Origin of the sequence: Brevibacillus fortis, assembly GCF_003013395.1 — a bacterium.
Taxonomy (GTDB): domain Bacteria; phylum Bacillota; class Bacilli; order Brevibacillales; family Brevibacillaceae; genus Brevibacillus; species Brevibacillus fortis.
Window position 1 is genome coordinate 509,448 of sequence record NZ_PXZM01000003.1, and the last position, 20,213, is coordinate 529,660.

Genomic DNA, 20,213 nt, shown 5'->3' on the forward strand with positions numbered 1-20,213 from the left:
TTTCACGAAAAAGAGTCCCTTCCGCAGCTTGCAGAAGGGACTCTACCTTAAATGACGAAGCGGCTCACATTTTGAGTTAGCTCGTCCGCCATTTTTTTCAATTGTTCCACGTTTTCATTAATGCGTGCAATCGAATTCAATTGCTCGTCAACTGTCTCTACCACACCTGAAATGGATTCACTAATTTCATCCGACATGGTGGCAAGACGCTGCATGGAGTTCGTCACAACCTGATTACCTGCCGCCATCTCTTCCGAGGTTGCCGTCATCGATTCGCTTTGCTCTGCAGCCGATTGAATCTCTCCCACGATATTTTGGAAAGCAGTACCCACAGACTCGACAGACTGCAAGCCTCCACTCACCATTGTAACGATCTCATCCATATGCTTGCTCATATCCATTGCCTCATCATTGATCGAATGTGCAATGGACGCGATACGCTCAGAGAAGGAGCTGCTTTCTTCTGCGAGTTTACGAACTTCGCTTGCTACAACCGAGAATCCTCGACCAGCATCTCCAGCACGGGCAGCCTCAATGGCTGCATTCAGCGCCAACAAATTCGTCTGCGATGCAATACTCGTAATCATTTCGACGATGCTCGTAATTTCACGAGCCCGCTCACGAAGGCTGTGCATTTGCCCTGCTGTACGCTCTACCTCACTTGTGGCACGTCGTACCGTATTGATTACGTTCTCCACTAGCTCCATTCCGCCTTGCGCTCTCTCAAACGTACGGGTCGTAGCAACCGATGTAGATTCGGCAGCCACAGCCACCTGTTCAACACCTTCCGATATTTCAGAGACGGTATTGGCCGTTGCTTGCACTTCATTCGTCTGCGTAGAGACGCGTTGCGCGATCGTAGAGATATTATCCGTAATGACGTTAATGGCTCCTTTATTTTCTTGCGCAAACAATGTCAGCTCATCTGTCGCTACGTTCAGTTGTGTAGCTTGTCCCTGTACAAGGGCAATCAGCTTACGAAGTTCAGCCGCCATGTCATTCATTTTGCGGCCAACCATAGCCAACTCATCATTGCCGTTAACCTTTACGTTAATATTAAAATGTCCGGCGCCGATTTGATCCATATCGCGTGCTATCGCGAACAGAGACAGTCGAATCCGCTTCGCAAACCACCAGATCGCCCAAACCGAGAGTCCGATGATCGGCAAGCTGAAGAGCACGAAGTACAGCCACATTCCATCCACTTCACCATACACTTCGTCGGTTCCCGTGGACAAAACCACATTCCATTTCAACATCGGGATCGGTGCGAATGCTGCAAACGAATCAATACCATGATCCGAGTACAGTAAGCTGTTGCTTGTCTCATGCTGCATCAGGGATAGCATCTTTTCATAATCTTTATCCCCTGCCAGCACGAGCTTGTTGTTATTATTCGGATTTTGATGGGCCACAACCAAACCATCTTGTCGAACGACAAATGCATAGCCATTTTCCATGAAAGAGATCTCAGGAATCTTTTGAATCATTTGGTCAATCGTAAAGCCAACAACGAACAACCGGCTCGTATCATCGGCTTTTTCCCCTATGGGTGTCGCAATATAAAGAAAACTCTTGTTGCTTCCTTCAACGATTTCTTCATCAGAAATGACCAAGGATTTCGTGGTTAGCGCTCTTTGGAAGTACTGCTTTTGCTTGAAGTCAATCTCATTCGTCCCGGTCAAGGAATACAGGGATTTCCCGGTAGCCGTGTCAATCAAATAGATTCTGGATACTTCTTTATGTGCTTGGCGCAATAAAGTAAACTGCTCCATGATAAGCGGCTGCAGGTCTGTCATCATCACACGTTTGGTTCCCGCCGATTTGGTGGAGTTCACAATCGCCTTAATGTCATCTTCTATGCTATTCGCATGCTGGTCAGCCAGCATTTTCGCCTGGTTTGAGGTGATGCTAAACAACGTTGATTTCGAAAAGGAAAGGGCTATGTATTGCAAAGAACCGATGATAATAAGTACAAGGATTAGACCAAACACAATCATTTTTGTTGCAAGAGATCCTTTAAGCTTTTCCGATGCTACTTGGCTTGTTACATTTACTTTTTGTATGAGATTCGAAAATGCCTCCTTTTTTTTCCATCGTGGCGACAAAAATTTACTCATGCTGCTTGCCCCCTTTTCCACTCCTACAATTTTCCAGTGTAGAACTCCGAAAAAATACCCCTGAAAAAAAACTTCCTCTGGGTAACAATACCCATTTTTTTCAGAGGTAAAACCTCCCTTATGAAGGGAAACGAGTTCCGGGCTGCACGAGTAGCCTCGGAACTCGTTATTTGTAGTTGATTTAGTTATACAAATGACAGGCTGCGAAATGCCCTGGCTCTACTTCTTTCCATACAGGTACGGATGCAGCGCATTCCGGCATCGCTTTCGGGCAACGCGTACGGAAATGGCAACCGCTTGGTGGATTCATAGGGCTAGGTACATCTCCTTGCAATACAATGCGCTCACGGTTACGCTCAATTTCTGGGTCTGGAATCGGAATCGCCGACAACAGCGCTTGAGTATACGGGTGGAGCGGCTTTTCATACAAAGCATCACTTTCTGCCAGCTCAACCATTTTACCCAGGTACATAACCGCTACACGGTCGGAAATGTATTTTACCATGGACAAGTCATGGGCAATGAACATGTAAGTCAGACCCATTTTTTCTTGCAGTTGTTCAAGCAGGTTTACAACCTGTGCTTGTACGGATACGTCCAGAGCAGAGATCGGCTCGTCACACACGATGAATTTTGGCTCTACTGCCAATGCACGGGCAATTCCGATACGTTGGCGCTGACCACCAGAAAACTCGTGTGGGAAACGGTTCATATGCTCAGGATTCAAGCTTACCAAGGCAAGGAGCTCCTGGATGCGCTCTTTGCGCTTTTGACCAGTCGCCAGGCCATGAATATCCAGCGCCTCGCCAATGATGTCCCCAACTGTCATACGCGGATTCAAGGATGCGTATGGGTCTTGGAAAATCATCTGCATGTTGCGGCGCATCGCCTTCATTTCCTGCTGGTTCAAATTCATGATGCTCTTACCTTCAAACAGGACGTCCCCTTCAGTCGCATCATACAGTCGCAAGATGGTACGACCGGCAGTGGACTTTCCACAGCCTGACTCTCCTACTACGCCCAATGTTTCTCCGCGTTTGATCTCAAACGAGATATCATTCACAGCTTTCAGAGTATTATCGCCAATCGAAAAGAACTTTTTGAGATTACGTACTTCAATCAAATTTTCACGATTATCCACTGATATCCCTCCTTCTACGCACGGTTCTGAGCAAGCGGATGCTGAAGCCAACAAGCTGCTCGCTGAGTCGTGCTGATGTCGTTCAGCTCAGGATCGATCTCTTGGCACACACGCATCGCTGATTCGCAACGCGCGGTGAATCCACAGCCAGCTGGCGGACGCAGAAGGTCTGGCGGTGTACCAAAAATCGGTGTCAGTGGCTCGTCACGGTTCAAGTCAAGACGTGGTACCGAGCGAAGCAAGCCTTTGGTGTAAGGGTGTTGCGGATTGTAGAAAATATCGTCAACTGTTCCAGTCTCGATCACTTTCCCTGCGTACATAACAATTACGCGTTCACACATCTCAGCAACAACACCAAGGTCATGTGTGATCAAGATAATGGAAGTGCCCGTTTTCTTTTGCAAATCTTTCATCAGGTCCAAAATTTGCGCCTGAATCGTTACATCCAAAGCTGTCGTCGGCTCATCCGCGATCAACAGCTTCGGCGAACAGGCGAGAGCGATTGCGATCATTGCACGTTGACGCATACCGCCAGAGAACTCGTGTGGATATTGCTCCACACGTTTCTCAGGTTGCGGAATACCAACCATAGTCAACAGCTCAATGGCACGATCACGTGCTGCAGCTTTAGACATGTTTTGGTGTTTGATCAAGCCCTCGGTAATTTGGCTACCGATGGTCATTGTAGGATTCAAGGAAGTCATTGGATCTTGGAAGATCATCCCGATATCTTTACCGCGAATCGATTCCATCTCTTTTTTCGACTTCTTGACAATATCCTCGCCATTGAAGAGAATTTGCCCTTTTTTGATTTCACCTGGAGGCATCGGAATCAGCTTCATGAGGGTTTGAGCGGTTACGGATTTACCGCAACCGGACTCCCCTACAATCGCTACAGCCTCTCCGCGGTTGACGTGAAAATTCACACCGCGGACTGCTTTTACTTCACCTGCATACGTATGGAAGGATACATGCAGGTCTTTTACATCAAGAATGCGTTCCATAACGACGTTCCCTCCTATTTACGCAGGCGTGGGTCTACTGCATCACGCAGACCGTCACCGAACAAGTTAAATGCCAAGATGGTCATGGAAATAAAGATTGCCGGGAATGTCAATCGCCATGGATAATACTTCATGGCCGGCAAGCCCTCGTTGGACATCGTTCCCCACGATGCAATCGGTGCAGAAACCCCTAACCCGATAAAGGACAAGAAGGATTCTGCGAAAATCGCGGAAGGTACAGTCAAACTCAACGTTACGATGATTGGACCCAAAGCATTAGGAATCAAGTGTTTGAAGATCAGACGGTTGGCGTCAGCACCAAGGGAGCGTGCTGCCAGTACAAACTCTTGGTTTTTCAATTGAAGGATCTGACCACGCACAATCCGGGCCATTCCGATCCATCCCGTTATCGTCAAGGCAAGAATAATCGTTCCGACACCAGGCTCTAAAACAACCATCAACAAAATAACAACCAGCAGGTACGGAATCGCAAACAAGATATCTGCGAAACGCATCATCATTTCATCTACTCTTCCACCATAGAAACCTGCGATACCGCCCCAGATCACACCAATGATCAGGTCAATGAACGCTGCGGCAAGACCTACTTGCAGTGAGATACGTGCTCCGTACCAAATACGCTCAAATACGTCACGGCCTAGGTCATCTGTTCCAAACCAATGTTCAGCAGACGGCTTTTTGTTCTTGCCAGCCAGATCTGTCGTAAAATAATCTTGAGGAGTTAGCCATGGAACCACAATGGCACATACAATCAATGCAGCAATGAAGATCATAGAAATCATTGCGACTTTATTCATTTTCAAACGACGCCAAACGTCAGACCAGAAAGAGAGACTTGGGCGCTTGATTGCTTCCGCTTGACGAAGGTCAACGGAAATTGGCTCGAAATGTTCTTTAGTCAAGTTTTGCACGTGTCATTACTCCTTTCCTGCGTCCGAAAGTTTGATCCGTGGGTCTACCAAGGTGTATGCGATGTCAACAATCAGAATCATCACAACTAGGATCATGGAGTAGAACACGGTCGTACCCATGATTACCGTATAGTCGCGGTTTGTAATGGACAATACGAATTCGCGACCAAGACCAGGAACACCGAAAATACGTTCAATAACGAATGCACCTGTCAAAATACCGGCAATCAGTGGACCCAGGTAAGTAACAACTGGCAAGAGCGCATTACGGATTGCGTGTTTTACTGTAATAGCAACAGTGTGCAAACCTTTTGCTTTTGCTGTTTTGATGTAATCTTGACCCATAACTTCAATCATATTGGAACGCGTCAAACGCGCAATAAATGCCATCGGTGATGCGGCGAGTGCCAATGATGGAAGGATGGTGTATTCAAATCCTTCCCATTTCGCGATTGGAAACCAGCCCAAATTAATAGCGAAAATGTATTGGTAAAAGGACGCCAAAATAAAGCTTGGTACCGATAATCCCAAAACGGCGATGACCATCGCGGAATAGTCTTGCCATTTATTATGGTTTAGCGCTGCGATAACCCCTAGCGTAATCCCACCAAAAATAGCGAGCAATAAAGCCTGTGCTCCCAAGTGAGCAGAAACTGGGAAACCACGATTAATCATGTCGTTAACAGTTGAAGATTTCTCCGTAAACGACGGACCGAGCTCCCACGTTACTACACCCTTCAAATATTCAAAGTACTGTTCGTGCATCGGTAGGTTCAGCTTGTACTTTGCCTCTAGTGCTGCCTTAATTTCCGGCGGGACCTGCTTCTCGGATGTAAATGGACCACCTGGTACTGCTTTCATGATGAAGAAGGTGGCCGTTACAATTAAGAAGAGCGAGATGAGCATAAAAATGATGCGCTTACCGAGATAACGGATCAACTAACTTACCCCCTTGGTAGATTTTTGATTGCTTTCACGTCCCATGTTTACACTGCGGAACGCTATCGACACAGTGTAAAAATCGGCTGTGTAAATAACCCTTAGATCTCTTGCAGTAAAGCTTCTCTCTCTATTTTCTCTTTGCTGGCAATCAAGCCAGCTGGTATTTATGGGAAGGGCTTGCATAGCAGAGGGTATATGCGCAACCATATACCCTCTGCCGCAAATCCCGTTTCCTTCGTTATGAAATTACTCGATGTAAGCGCCTTTCCAATCCACGTCACCCAAACCAGTTTGGTGAACGCCTTTCACTTCTGGCTTCTGTACCCAAGATTGCGTGTAGAAGTAAATTGGCATGATTGGCATTTCATCCATAAGGATTTGCTCTGCATCTGCCAAAATTTTCTTACGTTTCTCGAGGTCTGGCTCCTGAGCGGATTGGTTCAACAACTCTTTATATTTTGCATTTTCCCAACGAGTATCGTTGTTTCCACCCATTTTATCCTTGTAGAGCTCCAGGAAGTTGATTGGGTCATTGAAGTCACCCAGCCAGCCCATCCGTCCAATTTGGAAGTTACCCTCATGCATATCTTCGAGGTAAACTTTCCACTCTTTGTTCTCGAGTTTCACATCTACACCGAGATTTTTCTTCCATTGGTCTTGGATGGCCTCAGCAATCTTCTTGTGAGCCTCAGATGTGTTGTAGGACAACGTAATCGCTGGCAACTTGCTCATGCCAACCTCTTTCAGTCCCTCTTCCAAAAGCTTTTTCGCGTTTTCTAAATCTTTGTCTTTGAAATAGCCGTTTGGATTCAGCACCATGGATGGAGGTACAGCGCCTGTTGCCGGGATTTGACCCGTTTGGAGAATGTTGTCGATCAAGGCTTTGCGATCGATCGAGTAGGCAAATGCTTTTCTAACTTTAATGTTATTAAATGGCGGCTTCTCGGTATTGAACTTGTACCAGTACGTACCAGCGATTGGATTGGTTTGAATCTTGCCTTGATCTTTCAATGCTGGAATTGCATCTGTTGGCAAAGCACTCATAGGTGCCCCAGCCCAATCGATTTCGCCATTTTCGAACATGGAGAGCTCTGTATTTTCGTCTTCTACCATGGAGAATTCGATTTTATCGAGCTTTACATTATCTTTATCCCAATAATTGTCGTTCTTCACGAGCACCATTTTGCTTTTGTGCTCCCAAGATTCGATTTTGAAAGGTCCGTTTCCGACGTGCGAACTTGCTTCGCCTGCCCACTTCGGATTTGCATCAATTACTTTTTTGTTAACTGGGAAGTAGGTACGGAATGCAAGCAATTCTAGGAAGTATGGAGTAGGATTCTCCAGCTTAACCTCCAGCGTCTTATCGTCAAGTGCCTTCACGCCTACTTCATCAAGCTTTGCTTCGCCCTTATTTGCTTTTTCGCCATTCTTCACGTAGTACAGCTGATATGCGTAGTTGGAAGCTGTTTTTGGATCGAGAGCACGCTTCCAAGCATACTCAAAGTCATGTGCTGTTACAGGATCACCATTGCTCCATTTCGCTTCTCTGATTTTAAATGTGTAAGTGAGCTTATCATCAGAGACTGTGTAGCTCTCTGCGGCAGCTTCATGCGGCTTATCGTCAGTACCAATGCGCGTCAAGCCATCAAAGGTTGCCAAGATAATCGCGCCTGAAGTCGTGTCCTCTGCGAGCCCTGGATCAGTTGTAGGTGGCTCCGAGTGCAAGTTCATCTTTAAAACTTGTGGCTTCTTCTCAGCAGCTGGTGTTGCAGGCTGTGAAGGTGCTGGAGTTGCAGGTGTTCCTCCTGCTGGTGGAGCGGCAGCTGGTTGGCCTCCTCCGCACCCTGCCAGGGCAGTTCCTAATACAGCAATCGAGCTCACAAGTGCAAACACATTCTTTTTCAACGCAATAACCCCCAGTATGTTTTTCTTTTTTGTCTTTTTTCTGAAAATAAAGGACGAAAAAAATGAAAACTACACGAAGCTGCTTGACTTCGGCTGGAAGGCATCAACCCCTTTCATTGCAGGGTCACCTCGTCGTCTTGAACGAAAGAGAAGGTATCTTTGTACTGCTTCAGTTCCAGTGAAACGTCCGCAGCTGCAATGCCTTCAATTTGAGAGAGTCGTTCGTTGACAAAGGTGATTAGCTCATCATTACTATGGAAACACGCTTGGATAATCAAGTCGTGCTTACCGCTATAAGCGCCTACAAAGCGTACTGCAGAAAATTTGCTTAATTTTTCTGCCACTTCTTTCTGCAAACCTAGCTTTGTGGTTAACCCGATGATAGCCTGCACATGTAATCCTAATTTCTCTGGATCGGGTTGAATTACGAATTGGAAGACTCCGTCTTGCAAAAGACGAGTGATGCGCGATCGAATCGTTCCTTCGCTCACGCCTAGTTGATGGGCGATTTCTGTATATGGGATACGCCCATCTTCATGGAGGATTTGCAGAATCTGTCTGTCGACATGGTCCAGCTTTTTCATAAATACGATTTTCTGGGAACCTCCATCAATTTTTTACGAATTTCGCAATAATCTTTTACAAACAGTCTAATACAATAAAAGTAATCGGAAATGATAGCGGTGTCAACGAAATTTGACAAGTAGAATAATAAAACTTTATAAAGTCAATCCGAACAGTAAAATATATTTTATATGATAAATATGGACTTATATCTTACTATTGAATATGAAAAACTAGATTTAATCAACAATATTTTTTCGAAAAACTGTATTTTTACTCATAAAACAAGGCGTGCGCATGAGCTCTGCACGCCTTGTTTTATTTGATTAATCAACTAACACTCGGATGTTCTATGCTTCGATAATTTTATAAATCAACGGTTGATCTCCATCGATCGCTGTCGAAATTTGGAAGGCCCCTTCCATTTCTTTCAAAGCACTTTGCAGAAGACGGTCTTCGTTGGCATGAATGGTAACCAATACTTCTCCAGCCTTCACTTGATCCCCGCGTTTTTTGTGCAGAACAAGACCTACTGCCAAGTCAATTGGCATTTCTTTAGTCAATCTGCCAGCACCCAAGACAACAGAAGCATGACCGATTGCTTCCGCATCAATCTCGCTGATATAGCCATCCTGCTCGGCTGTAACGGTATGAATAAGCTTTGCTTGCGGCAGACGAGACAAATCATAGACGTCCTGCTTGTTTCCACCTTGGGCCTCGACCATCTCTGCCAGCTTATCCACTGCTTTTCCGGAAGCCATCAGATCTTCGAGCTTCTTACGTCCTTCTTCCACATTCGTAACGAGTCCACCCATAACAAGCATGCGCGAACCAATAGCCAATACCAGCTCAGTCAAATCGCGAGGACCTTTACCTGCAAGTGTCTCCACCGCTTCTTTCACTTCGAGTGCATTGCCCACAGCGAAGCCAAGCGGCTGGTTCATATCACTGATAACCGCCACCGTTTTACGTCCTACTTGGCTGCCGATTGCAACCATCGCATTTGCTAATGTCTCTGCCTCTTCAATGCTCTTCATGAAAGCGCCCTTCCCTACTTTCACGTCAAGCAGGATGGCATCTGCCCCAGCAGCAATCTTCTTGGACATAATGGAGCTTGCAATCAACGGTACAGCTTCTACAGTAGCTGTCACGTCACGCAGAGCATACAGCTTCTTATCTGCAGGTGTCAGGTTGCCAGACTGCCCGATTACGGACACGCCAATATCACGCACCTGCTGCAAAAATTGCTCGCGTGTGCGTTCTACTTCAAAACCTGCGAAGGACTCGAGCTTGTCAATGGTGCCTCCTGAGTATCCGAGGCCTCTTCCAGACATTTTTGCTACAGGAATACCCGCTGCCGCTACCAATGGCGCAACAACAAGAGTAGTCTTGTCCCCTACTCCGCCTGTACTGTGCTTGTCTACCTTAATTCCTTGCAGGGAAGACAGGTCAAGCTGTTCGCCTGACCCTGCCATTGCCAAGGTTAGATCTCCCGTTTCTCTCGCAGTCATGCCACGGAAAAAGACTGCCATTGCCAAAGCGGACATTTGGTAGTCCGGAATACTTCCATCTGTATAGCCTGTCACCAGAAATTGAATCTCTTCTGTTGTCAGTTCTCCGCCATCACGTTTTTTGGCGATCATATCGACCATACGCATCGTTAATCCCTCCGAATCCGTTACTTACATTTTGGCTACGATACCGTTAACCAGAGCCAGGAATTGCGATTTTACCTTCTCTGTTGTTTCCATAACTTCATCATGGGACAGGGGCTGTTCCAAAATACCTGCTGCCATGTTGCTAATGCACGAAATACCGAGCACCTTAACACCCATGTGTCGTGCCACGATTACTTCTGGTACAGTTGACATCCCGACAGCATCCCCACCCATCAAGCGAAGCATGCGGATTTCGGCAGGAGTTTCGTAGGTAGGACCAAGCAGACCTGCGTATACACCTTCACGGAGCTGGATTCCTTGCTCGGACGCAACTTCATGTGCAAGCTTGCGGAGCTGCTTGGAATAAGCCTCAGACATATCTGGGAAGCGTGGTCCCAATTCTTCATCGTTTGCACCGATCAATGGATTGCGGAACGTCATGTTAATGTGATCGGAAATCAGCATGAGGTCGCCTGCATTGTAACCTTCGTTAATTCCGCCAGCCGCATTGGTCACAATAATGGTTTCTACGCCGAGCAGCTTCATAACACGGATCGGGAAAACAACGGCGTCCAGACCATGCCCCTCATAAAAGTGAAAACGACCTTGCATCGCAACGACTTGCTTGCCTTGCAGCTTGCCAATCACGAGTTGTCCTTTGTGACCGACAACGGTGGACACAGTGAAGCCAGGAATTTCATGATAAGGAATGATCACTGGATTTTCGATTTCATCCGCCAAAACACCCAGCCCAGATCCAAGTACGAGACCAATCGTAGGTTTTTCTGTTAGTTTCGGTTCGATATATGCTACTGCATCATGGAAATTTGCCATTTCAACTCTCTCCTTTTTTGTGTTTCTTCTATTATATAAATGTTTATTTTTACTTAACCTTTATAAATGATTAAGGAAGCTCTTCCCAATCGTTGGAGCACTTACCTCAAAATTGTCTGCGATGGTCGCACCCAAGTCCGCAAATGTTTCACGGATACCCAAATTTTGTCCAGCTTGAATACCCTTGTGATAGACAAGCAACGGAACATATTCTCTCGTATGATCACTGCCATGATGTACGGGGTCGTTTCCATGATCTGCCGTGATTACCAGTAAATCCCTTTCTTGTAGCGCTTCCAAAAGCTCTGGAATACGTGCATCGAACTCCATCAATGCCTGACCATACCCTTCTGGATCGCGGCGATGACCGAACTTCGCATCGAAGTCTACGAGATTGACAAAAGAAAGGCCTGTAAACGATTGTTTCATCGTACCCAGGATTTGATCCACACCGTCCATGTTATCTTTGGTACGGATAGATTGGGTAACGCCCTCGTCTGCGTAGATGTCACCGATTTTGCCAATCGCAATAGAAGCAAGGCCAGCATCTTGCAAACGATTCATGACTGTCGGAGCAAATGGCTTCACGGAATAATCGTGGCGATTTGCTGTGCGGCTAAAATTGCCTGGCTGTCCAACAAATGGACGCGCAATGACACGAGTAACGGCGAATTCATCTCGAAGCGTCAACTCACGAGCTACCTCGCAAATATGATACAGCTCTTCAAGCGGAACAATCTCCTCGTGCGCTGCCACCTGGAATACACTGTCCGCAGACGTATAGACAATCACTGCACCAGTATTCATATGCTCTTCGCCAAGCTCGTCGAGAATGTCCGTCCCCGAAGCGACCTTGTTGCCAAGCACCTTGCGACCGATACGTTGCTCAAATTCCGAGATCAGCTCTTGTGGAAATCCGTCTGGATACGTGTTAAACGGAGTAGAAACATGCAGACCCATAATTTCCCAATGACCAGTCGTCGTATCTTTCCCCATGGAGATTTCCTGCATTTTTCCATAATGGGCCATAGGGGTTGCTACTGGCGCAACGTTTTGGAGTGGTGCTATATTTCCCAATCCTAATTTTTGCAAGTTAGGCAATGAAAATCCTGCAACACGTTCTGCAATATGACCTAAGGTGTTCGATCCTGCATCATTGAACTTAGGGGCATCAGGTTGTTCGCCAATCCCTACGCTGTCCATGACGATCAAAAAAACTCGTGAATACTGCATCTTAGCGCCTCCTGTTTACCAGTCATTCGATTCTACAACCAAGTCGTCAGACGTCTGACCTGATTCAGAAAATTTTTCTCCGCCCGATAATCAGGCGGAGTCGATCGTTTTTCATACTCATGCTCGCGGATGCGTCTTGGCATAGATGTCCTTAATCCGCGTTCTGGTCACATGTGTGTAAATCTGGGTGGTTGAAATATCAGCATGCCCAAGCATCTCTTGGACAGAGCGCAAATCGGCTCCATTTTCCAGTAAGTGAGTGGCAAAAGAGTGGCGAAGCGTATGGGGTGTAATCTCTGCACGGATGTTTGATTTTTGGGCATATCGTTTGATAATTTTCCAAAAACCTTGCCGTGTAATTTGTTTGCCCAAGTGATTCAGAAATAATGCAGAATCGCCAGTTCCTTTTACCAGCTTGGGGCGCCCTGCCTGTAAATAGTGGCGAACCACTTGAATGGCAACCGAGCCTAACGGAATGATTCGCTCTTTTGATCCTTTTCCCAAGCACTTGACAAAGCCCATATCCAGATTTACATCAGCACTATCCAGATTGACTAACTCCGAGACACGTATGCCTGTCGCATATAAAAGCTCTAGCATCGCCTTGTCCCGCAGCCCGGCAGGATGATTGACAGGAGGACTTTCCAAAAGACATTCCACTTCCTCAACAGAGAGCACTTTCGGCAAGCGTTTCTCGATCTTCGGTGTTTCCAGATGAATGGATGGGTCTTTCTCTATGTATTTATCCCGAATGAGAAACTGATAAAACGCTCGTATCGATGCCATATTGCGAGAAAGCGTTGCTGTAGCACGTCCTTTTTCCCGTAAAACAAGCAAGTAACCAATGATGTGCGTACGAGTAGAATCCTCTATTCGAGTGACACCTTGCTCCTGTAAATACGAGGTAAAGGCCACCATATCCCGTTGATAGGATTCCAGGGTATTTCTCGATAGCCCTTTCTCCACAGTCAGGAAATGAATAAACTGATCAATCAGACTGTCCATGAAGCTGTCCCCTTCAGCTGATAAGTATCTTGTATTGCTTTCCACAAAGAAAAAGAAACTCCTGCTTCTCCAAATAAAAAACTGAAACTTGCATTACTCTCCCATTAAAAAAAAGAGCTGTAGTCGTGCGACATATCCGTCAAAATCCTGTGCCTGAGAGGTATTGATGACTTTTACTACCTTCACCGCATTCCCATGTGGTTCATGATAAGGGTTTGCCGGAAGAAATTTGTCCGCCAGCAAAGTAATGATGCCGTAGGAGAGCAAGGTGCAGGTAATGAAAAGAAGCAAGAAACGAAGCCCCTCCATCAAGCGGCGATAAGAGACCTTCATCCGTAAGCCTCCTTACAGACTTTTTTTCATTTATATGCACTTGTCCCTTACTCCATTCGAATCGATCCTCTCCTAGGATTCCACAGGAATAGGACTGCCATTACAAAAGCTCCCAAGGAAAAAAGAAAAACTTCTCCGTTCCCAGAGAAGTCGACTTTATTTGAAGTCCTCCACGTTCACTTTATCTACACAACGATTGCAGATTCCGTAAAAGGTCAATCGATGGTCGGTAATATAAAAGTTATAAACATTCTTGACTTTCTCTTCTGCTGTGACAAGCAGATCTTCAAAAATTTCATCCACCGTACCACAATGGAGGCAAATGAGGTGATGATGGTGATAGGCAGCATTATCATCACGAAGATCGTAACGAGCTACGCCATCGCCAAAATTCATTTTATGAAGGATCTTCAGTTCGCTCAACAGCTCTAATGTCCTGTATACGGTAGCAAGCCCGATTTCCGGTGCTTTATCCTTCACCAACAAGTAAACATCTTCCGCGCTCAAATGATCTTCTTCATTCTCCAACAACACGCGAACAGTGGCTTCACGCTGTGGTGTCAGCTTGTAGTTTTGTGAATGCAACTGCTGCTTAATTTTCTCTAATTTTTCTTCCAACATTAATGCCCCTCCCCGCTCGCATGAAACCTGTTCCTATTATAGTAGAGGCGCATCGAATAAGTCAAATGCATAAGTTCTTACCTGAGAATTATTCTTAATTAAGTACGAGTTGCATCAGCCTGGGGGAAATGAAGGTTTCAAACAAGGCTGCAATCGTCAATACCGCCAGCATGCTAAGAACAAGAACGGTATAGCCCATAAAATGCGGCATGATGACATCTCTTTTGCTCAGCACTCTCGTCCGGATGAGTCGAAGGGAAAATGAAATTCCGCTGACCCCTACAATAAAAAGGGCAGGGACGACTAATAAATTTTGCGGGAGAACACCCACCATGGCAAATGTTACGCCTTGCCATTGGAGTTGACTCACCAAAAAACCGACGGTGAAACCAACCACGACTCCTTTTAAGAAGAGCATCAACAAAATCATGGGCAACCCAATGATGGACAACCCTAGTACCCACATGATCGCGATGGTCTTGGCATAATGACCAAACGCCTGCTGAAAATGGGCACTGGTCTCAGGGATTCCATCACTCCCAAGACTGTTGAAAAAATATTGCAAAAAACCGTACAGCTCCTGCTTCTGTGATAGTGGCAGTGAATTGACGAGGACGGCTCCGAAAATAATGCCCATCGTAAACAGGACGATCGTGAACCAGTAGAGTGACTGATGTTCTCTCGCATAGGATTGGATAGTTTGTCCGACTCGTGAACGCACACTTCGTCGCCTCCCGCTTCGCTGATTACTGTACAGCTTATGCGGACGAGTTCCCCCCTATGACAACCTACATCGGGACGATCTTTCCGTAAGTACCTGCGCCCCCTTTTTGGACAGACAGCTTTCCCTCTCGTGCTTGCACGATAAGCGAAGCGATTTTCTCTCCGACAACATGGGTGAGCTCTTCTTCGTTCACCCGATGCAATACATTCATTTGTGTACCAAACGACCGATACAGCTTGTCCAACAATTTCGGACCGATCCCCGGGATGAATTCCAGCGGGATTTGCTCGATATAAGGAGGACGGAACACCGGATGCTTGCATGTTTCTATATCCGCCAGCTGATCAATGCGCGCTGCAACCCCTCGCACAATCCGTTGGTAACCGCATTCCGGACATTTACCCGAAGCATCAGCCGCTAGTAAAGACTGGCACCCTTGGCACGCCGTCTGATGATATTTGCCAAGCTCGGGGTGCAGACCGTAGTTCTTATGAACACCTCTGCCACCGATGCGTTTGATTGCTTTCGTCCACTCTGCGAAGGATCGCTCTTGCATATACATCACTTGGTATTCCCGGCCAATCTTCGCTAGTGAATGGGCATCTGAATTTGTGAGAAAGGTTTTGTCATGAAGCTCGGATATGCGGTCGGCCATGAGGGTATTCGCACTCAATCCCAGCTCAACCGCATAGATGAGCGAAGGATCAAGTACTTCGGCCATCGAATCCGTACAGCTCCCATACAACCCTTTATGCGGCGTAAAAATATGTGCCGGGATCAAGAGGCCTTGCAATTGCTGGACACAGGCTTGTAATTCCATAAGGGATGTGTAGATGCGCTGAGAACTTAAATGCACATTTTTGCAGCGTTCAGACAGCCAGGCAGTAAATTGCTTCATATCTCGTAGCTTCGGCAGATAAACAAGAAAATGAGCTGCACCACGTCCTGGCTCTTTGATTTCTACTTCGCACCCCAGTATGAGCAAAGTATCTTTGTAGGTAATTCCTCCATCCTCATGCTCAGTCGCTAATCCCTTTTCCAAGAGATCTACCAGCTCATCCTGAACCTCCGGTGAATGTGCATCGATGATCCCAATGACATCCATTCCTTTTTTATCTGAGGCTTCCTCTAAAATTTTGGTAAGTGTCATTTGGCGGGAAGCCGTTATTTTCACTGGTTTACCCGTCCACGTACCCCCGATATGAATATGCATGTCGCAAAAAAAGGAGCGCAGCATGGTACTAGCCACGTTCGCGAAGCATATTGTTTTCCCATGCAAACAATGCCACTACCGTCTTGGCATCTCGAATTTCTCCGCTTTGATGCAGGGCATGCGCTTCTTCCAGAGTCACTTCCAGCACATCGACGAACTCATCCTCGTCCGGCTTGCTTTCTCCTTTTTTTAAACCAGTGGCCACAAAAACATGTAAAATTTCATCCGCGAAGCCTGGCGATGTGTAGAAAGAGCTGAGCGGTGTGTACTGACTCGCAACATAGCCCGTCTCTTCTTTCAGCTCGCGTATCGCACATGCAAGCGGCTCTTCCCCCGGCTCCAGCTTTCCCGCTGGGATTTCCACGATGCTGCGCTCCAATGCTTTGCGGAACTGTCGAACCACAACCATTTTGTTATCATCTGTTATCGGCAATACGGCAACCGCCCCTTGATGATTCACGATTTCTCGCTTAGCTGTGTTGCCATTGGGCAGAAGCACCTCATCCACCTTGACCTTAATAATTCTTCCATCATAAATCGGTTGACTGGAAATGGTTTTTTCATATAAGTGATCATATTTACTCACTGTCGTCACCATCCTTTTTTCCATGAAGTCGTTCTAAATCGTCGATTCCCTCCATAAGTTGGGAGCATAGAGCTTGTCCACCTTATTGTATCGGAGGAGATCACGAATGAAAACATATGTTAGCGAAAAGCAATTGCGTATGGTCGGGAAAGGTTGGGAGATCAAGGCTGCACTACGTTCCTGGTCAAATAAAGACCTAACGCTTCAAGAGTACTTGATGAAGCGGGCGAATGCTGGGCGTCGTTAACTGCTCGGACGATGTAGCCCAGATTGTTTCCTACAAAATCAGCAGCCATCCATGCCGTCTGAAAAGGAGCAGGATCTTCTTGCCAATTTCGCCCCATCGTAGAAAAGGACAAGCCATACCCCTTTTCCAGCGATGCCAGTTCTGACAATTCTGGGACCTTTCCCTTGATGAAATTATGCTTTCCCGCAACTTCAATCGTTTTCATTTGTTGTGTGAGAACTTCATCTCTTTCATCCCCGAAAATCGGGATCGGAACAAGGGCGGGACGGAGAGCAAATCTGTTCAATATCGAGAATGTATGATGACTGACACCGTAATGTCTGGTACGTGGATCGCCAAAGCTGATTCTAGGAATAAAAAAGGGTGTTCCACCGAGAGCGGATACGGCATGAATGACCTCGGCCAGCTGAATTCCCGAGAAGCCATAAGGGGTACCCGTACCTGCTACACCAGGTCCCAGCATACAAACAATGATATCGGCATGCTCTACATGGCGTGCTGCCAACAAGCCACTATGAATCGTCAACGACTCGCGATCTCCACCCCATGCATGTCCTGTCGTCACTGTCGCAGCCAAGCTCCCGTTTGCTTTTAATTGATGGACGTGCTGGCTCAAGGCAATCGGCAAGGAGGCGCCGTCTGGCATGACATATACGATACGGGCATTTGGATTGTTTTTATGCAAAGAAAGAACCGCAACAGGCAGAAGACTGTGCAGCTCTCCGATCAAAACAGGGGTACCTTCCAAGGATAAGTCTTCTTGCACAAACAAAGGATGGTACGGACTGGCCTGTTCTTCTACCGAATCAACCGCCAGCTGCCACGGCGAATAGCGCATTTTCATGACATGCCCCCAATCATTCGGAAGGACATCGGTTTCCTCTGGTTGGACAATCTTTCCTATAACAAAATGATACCCGCCTGTCCCTAATTGAAGACGGACAGCGGTTGTATTGATCAGAAGTACATCCCCACTTTTATAATCCTCCTGCAAAAAAGACAACACTCTCTCCATTTTGTGTCCAGCAACCGATTCTGTCCGGACTTCGAGTATCTGCATCCCTGTTTGCTTTTCCAGCACTTTTTGGACCGTCCCCACCGCCAAACGGAGCACGCAGCGTCCCCCTTTCATTCCTGCCTCGTCCCGGAGCTTTCTATTCAGTCTATGATGAACAGTGGTTGTCTCAAACATACAAACGAGAAAGCAAAATAACGAAAAGGCCGGAACCCCTCACAAGGAGATTCCGACCTTCTTTTGGTTACTCTTGTACTTCTGCAATAACAGCAAGCACCAACTCAGCCGCTTTGTTCAGTTCAGCGATTGGCATACGCTCGCTTTTTGTATGGATTTCTTCATAGCCGATCGCAAAGTTTACGCTTGGCACGTTGTAGCCGTTAAATACGTTACCGTCGCTTCCGCCGCCGCTTGCAACCAGCTCAGGATTGCGGTCAACACGTTTTACTGCTGCAATCGCTTTTTGCACAACAGGAGTTTCTTCGTTGAATTTGTAGCCGTGATACATAAAAATAACGTCATTTTCGCAAGTCGCACCCATCTCGGCTGCTACTTCTTCAAATGCTGTCGTCATTTTTTTCACTTGAGCTTCCAGCTTGTCCATAACCAAGCTGCGTGCTTCCGACCAAATTTCCACATAATCCGTTACGATATTGTACGCTTTTCCGCCTTCAAAACGACCGATGTTTGCAGTTGTGTCCGCATCGATACGGCCCAGCGGCATACGGGAAATCGCTTTGCTAGCGACCGTTATAGCACTAATGCCATCCTCCGGATTCACACCTGCATGCGCTGCTTTGCCGTGGATTTTGGTTACGATGCGGTATTGTCCAGCACCGGCTACTGTAATTTTTCCAACCGGACCTTCCGAATCAAGGATGAAGCCCATTTCTGCTTTCAGCAGGCTGGAATCCATTGCGCGGGATCCTACTAGTCCAGACTCTTCTCCCACAGTCAAAACGACTTGGATCGTAGGATGTGGCAAGTTTTGCTCTTTCAGGCTGCGAATACCTTCAAAGATCGCGGCGATTCCTGCTTTGTCATCCGCACCAAGGATCGTCGTTCCATCGGAATAAATATAGCCATCGCGAATTTGTGGCTTGATTCCGTTTCCTGGTACAACCGTATCCATATGGCTGCTGAACAGGATAGCTGGACCTTTTCCAGTTCCCTCCAAGGTTGCGATCAGATTGTTGGCACCATGCCCCGTTTTTGCTGCTGCGTCATCCTCTTCTACGGTAAAGCCCATCGCAATTAGTTTTTCTTTGAGAACCTTGTTGATCTCTGCTTCGTTCTTCGTTTCACTGTCAATCTGGACGAGCTCAAGAAATTCATTTAACAAACGCTCTTGGTTGATCGTACTCACACTCGTTACCTCCTGATCGTACTGCCCGATTTTGGTACTTATTCACAAGTTCCAGTATACCGCAAAAAAATTTTTTCTACTACGTAAACGCCTATGATTCTTTCGGATATTGGCACAGCTCATACAAAACGCCATTCGCTGCCTTTGGATGCAAAAATCCAATTAATGCACCGTGCGCACCTGCTTTGGGAACCTCGTGAATAAGAGGGATACCTTGCTCTTTTAATGTGGATAAACGGCTCGCAACGTCATCTACATCAAAAGCAATGTGATGAATGCCTTCTCCGCGTTTTTCTATAAATTTTGCTATCGGACTCTCATCACTCAGTGGTTCTAGTAATTCAATATGACTTTCCCCGATCTGCAAAAATGCAACATGTACTTGTTCACTCTCTACGATTTCAGTTCCAACCAACTCCAATCCCAACTGCTCGGTATAAAAGGGAAGCGTCTTTTCCAAGCTTTTTACCGCAATGCCGATATGGGCAATTTTGTTCGGTGCGCTCACGAATCATCATCCTTTTGTAAGTGGTTGTCTCATTGGCTACATTTCGGTACAATTTCAGCATGGGCTAAAAAAGAAAGCCAATGATATCCTTTCCTTCATTCTAGCACAGCCACTTACAGAATCACCTGATAATTTCCTCTACCTTGAAAGGAGGTTCGATTAGAATGAGACACCAATCGCTCTTTGCAAAAATCCTGATCGGCATTCTAATACTCTCACTTATTGTTCCCACATTTTTTTACTTTCAATAAACGAGTGATGT

Annotated in this window: 19 protein-coding genes; all 19 read right to left on the reverse strand. The window is 46.4% G+C overall.

The window, feature by feature from the left end; genetic code table 11:
* Window positions 1-47 precede the first annotated feature (47 nt).
* The gene (locus tag C7R93_RS04085) at window positions 48-2,120 is read right to left on the reverse strand and encodes a methyl-accepting chemotaxis protein (RefSeq protein WP_106837587.1); all 2,073 of its coding nucleotides are present in this window, start codon (window positions 2,118-2,120) and stop codon (window positions 48-50) included.
* Window positions 2,121-2,301: 181 nt separating this feature from the next.
* Window positions 2,302-3,261 (reverse strand): ABC transporter ATP-binding protein, encoded by a 960-nt coding sequence (locus tag C7R93_RS04090; RefSeq protein WP_106837588.1) that lies wholly within the window; start codon window positions 3,259-3,261, stop codon window positions 2,302-2,304.
* A gap of 14 nt (window positions 3,262-3,275) precedes the next feature.
* The gene (locus C7R93_RS04095) at window positions 3,276-4,265 is read right to left on the reverse strand and encodes an ABC transporter ATP-binding protein (protein WP_106837589.1); all 990 of its coding nucleotides are present in this window, start codon (window positions 4,263-4,265) and stop codon (window positions 3,276-3,278) included.
* Window positions 4,266-4,279: 14 nt separating this feature from the next.
* Complete coding sequence (locus C7R93_RS04100) at window positions 4,280-5,197, reverse strand: ABC transporter permease (protein ID WP_106837590.1); 918 nt, start codon at window positions 5,195-5,197, stop codon at window positions 4,280-4,282.
* A gap of 6 nt (window positions 5,198-5,203) precedes the next feature.
* Window positions 5,204-6,136 carry an ABC transporter permease gene (locus C7R93_RS04105; protein ID WP_106837591.1) on the reverse strand — a complete coding sequence of 311 codons (933 nt, stop codon included), beginning with the start codon at window positions 6,134-6,136 and terminating at the stop codon, window positions 5,204-5,206.
* Window positions 6,137-6,385: 249 nt separating this feature from the next.
* Window positions 6,386-8,044 (reverse strand): peptide ABC transporter substrate-binding protein, encoded by a 1,659-nt coding sequence (locus C7R93_RS04110; RefSeq protein WP_106837592.1) that lies wholly within the window; start codon window positions 8,042-8,044, stop codon window positions 6,386-6,388.
* A gap of 113 nt (window positions 8,045-8,157) precedes the next feature.
* Window positions 8,158-8,628, reverse strand: a complete 471-nt coding sequence (locus C7R93_RS04115; RefSeq protein ID WP_012686077.1) for an Lrp/AsnC family transcriptional regulator — start codon at window positions 8,626-8,628, stop codon at window positions 8,158-8,160.
* Window positions 8,629-8,958: 330 nt separating this feature from the next.
* Window positions 8,959-10,266, reverse strand: coding sequence for a pyrimidine-nucleoside phosphorylase (locus C7R93_RS04120; protein ID WP_106837593.1), 1,308 nt, complete (start codon window positions 10,264-10,266; stop codon window positions 8,959-8,961).
* Between the two features lie 24 nt (window positions 10,267-10,290).
* Window positions 10,291-11,100, reverse strand: a complete 810-nt coding sequence (locus C7R93_RS04125; protein WP_106837594.1) for a purine-nucleoside phosphorylase — start codon at window positions 11,098-11,100, stop codon at window positions 10,291-10,293.
* 60 nt (window positions 11,101-11,160) lie between these two features.
* Window positions 11,161-12,333 carry a phosphopentomutase gene (gene deoB, locus C7R93_RS04130; protein WP_106837595.1) on the reverse strand — a complete coding sequence of 391 codons (1,173 nt, stop codon included), beginning with the start codon at window positions 12,331-12,333 and terminating at the stop codon, window positions 11,161-11,163.
* 117 nt (window positions 12,334-12,450) lie between these two features.
* Window positions 12,451-13,338, reverse strand: coding sequence for a site-specific tyrosine recombinase XerD (gene xerD / locus C7R93_RS04135; RefSeq protein WP_106837596.1), 888 nt, complete (start codon window positions 13,336-13,338; stop codon window positions 12,451-12,453).
* 93 nt (window positions 13,339-13,431) lie between these two features.
* Window positions 13,432-13,671, reverse strand: a complete 240-nt coding sequence (locus C7R93_RS04140; protein ID WP_106837597.1) for a YqzK family protein — start codon at window positions 13,669-13,671, stop codon at window positions 13,432-13,434.
* A gap of 156 nt (window positions 13,672-13,827) precedes the next feature.
* Window positions 13,828-14,292 carry a ferric iron uptake transcriptional regulator gene (gene fur / locus C7R93_RS04145; RefSeq protein ID WP_106837598.1) on the reverse strand — a complete coding sequence of 155 codons (465 nt, stop codon included), beginning with the start codon at window positions 14,290-14,292 and terminating at the stop codon, window positions 13,828-13,830.
* A gap of 94 nt (window positions 14,293-14,386) precedes the next feature.
* Window positions 14,387-15,013 (reverse strand): stage II sporulation protein M, encoded by a 627-nt coding sequence (gene spoIIM / locus C7R93_RS04150; protein ID WP_016739960.1) that lies wholly within the window; start codon window positions 15,011-15,013, stop codon window positions 14,387-14,389.
* 67 nt (window positions 15,014-15,080) lie between these two features.
* Complete coding sequence (locus C7R93_RS04155; RefSeq protein ID WP_106837599.1) at window positions 15,081-16,253, reverse strand: endonuclease Q family protein; 1,173 nt, start codon at window positions 16,251-16,253, stop codon at window positions 15,081-15,083.
* A gap of 4 nt (window positions 16,254-16,257) precedes the next feature.
* Window positions 16,258-16,815, reverse strand: a complete 558-nt coding sequence (locus C7R93_RS04160; RefSeq protein WP_106837774.1) for an NUDIX domain-containing protein — start codon at window positions 16,813-16,815, stop codon at window positions 16,258-16,260.
* A gap of 161 nt (window positions 16,816-16,976) precedes the next feature.
* On the reverse strand, window positions 16,977-18,176 hold the full coding sequence (locus tag C7R93_RS04170) for a DUF3866 family protein (protein ID WP_106837601.1): 1,200 nt from the start codon (window positions 18,174-18,176) through the stop codon (window positions 16,977-16,979).
* 145 nt (window positions 18,177-18,321) lie between these two features.
* Window positions 18,322-19,443 carry a M20/M25/M40 family metallo-hydrolase gene (locus C7R93_RS04175; protein ID WP_106837602.1) on the reverse strand — a complete coding sequence of 374 codons (1,122 nt, stop codon included), beginning with the start codon at window positions 19,441-19,443 and terminating at the stop codon, window positions 18,322-18,324.
* 91 nt (window positions 19,444-19,534) lie between these two features.
* On the reverse strand, window positions 19,535-19,951 hold the full coding sequence (mce, locus tag C7R93_RS04180) for a methylmalonyl-CoA epimerase (protein WP_106837603.1): 417 nt from the start codon (window positions 19,949-19,951) through the stop codon (window positions 19,535-19,537).
* Between the last annotated feature and the right edge of the window lie 262 nt (window positions 19,952-20,213).

Coding starts and splice junctions, on each gene's coding strand:
- C7R93_RS04085 (WP_106837587.1), bottom strand. CDS start 2,120: ATGAGTAAATTTTTGTCGCCACGATGGAAAAAAAAGGAGGCATTTTCG.
- C7R93_RS04095 (WP_106837589.1), bottom strand. CDS start 4,265: ATGGAACGCATTCTTGATGTAAAAGACCTGCATGTATCCTTCCATACG.
- C7R93_RS04115 (WP_012686077.1), bottom strand. CDS start 8,628: ATGAAAAAGCTGGACCATGTCGACAGACAGATTCTGCAAATCCTCCAT.
- C7R93_RS04120 (WP_106837593.1), bottom strand. CDS start 10,266: ATGCGTATGGTCGATATGATCGCCAAAAAACGTGATGGCGGAGAACTG.
- C7R93_RS04125 (WP_106837594.1), bottom strand. CDS start 11,100: ATGGCAAATTTCCATGATGCAGTAGCATATATCGAACCGAAACTAACA.
- deoB (WP_106837595.1), bottom strand. CDS start 12,333: ATGCAGTATTCACGAGTTTTTTTGATCGTCATGGACAGCGTAGGGATT.
- xerD (WP_106837596.1), bottom strand. CDS start 13,338: ATGGACAGTCTGATTGATCAGTTTATTCATTTCCTGACTGTGGAGAAA.
- C7R93_RS04140 (WP_106837597.1), bottom strand. CDS start 13,671: ATGAAGGTCTCTTATCGCCGCTTGATGGAGGGGCTTCGTTTCTTGCTT.
- fur (WP_106837598.1), bottom strand. CDS start 14,292: ATGTTGGAAGAAAAATTAGAGAAAATTAAGCAGCAGTTGCATTCACAA.
- C7R93_RS04155 (WP_106837599.1), bottom strand. CDS start 16,253: ATGCTGCGCTCCTTTTTTTGCGACATGCATATTCATATCGGGGGTACG.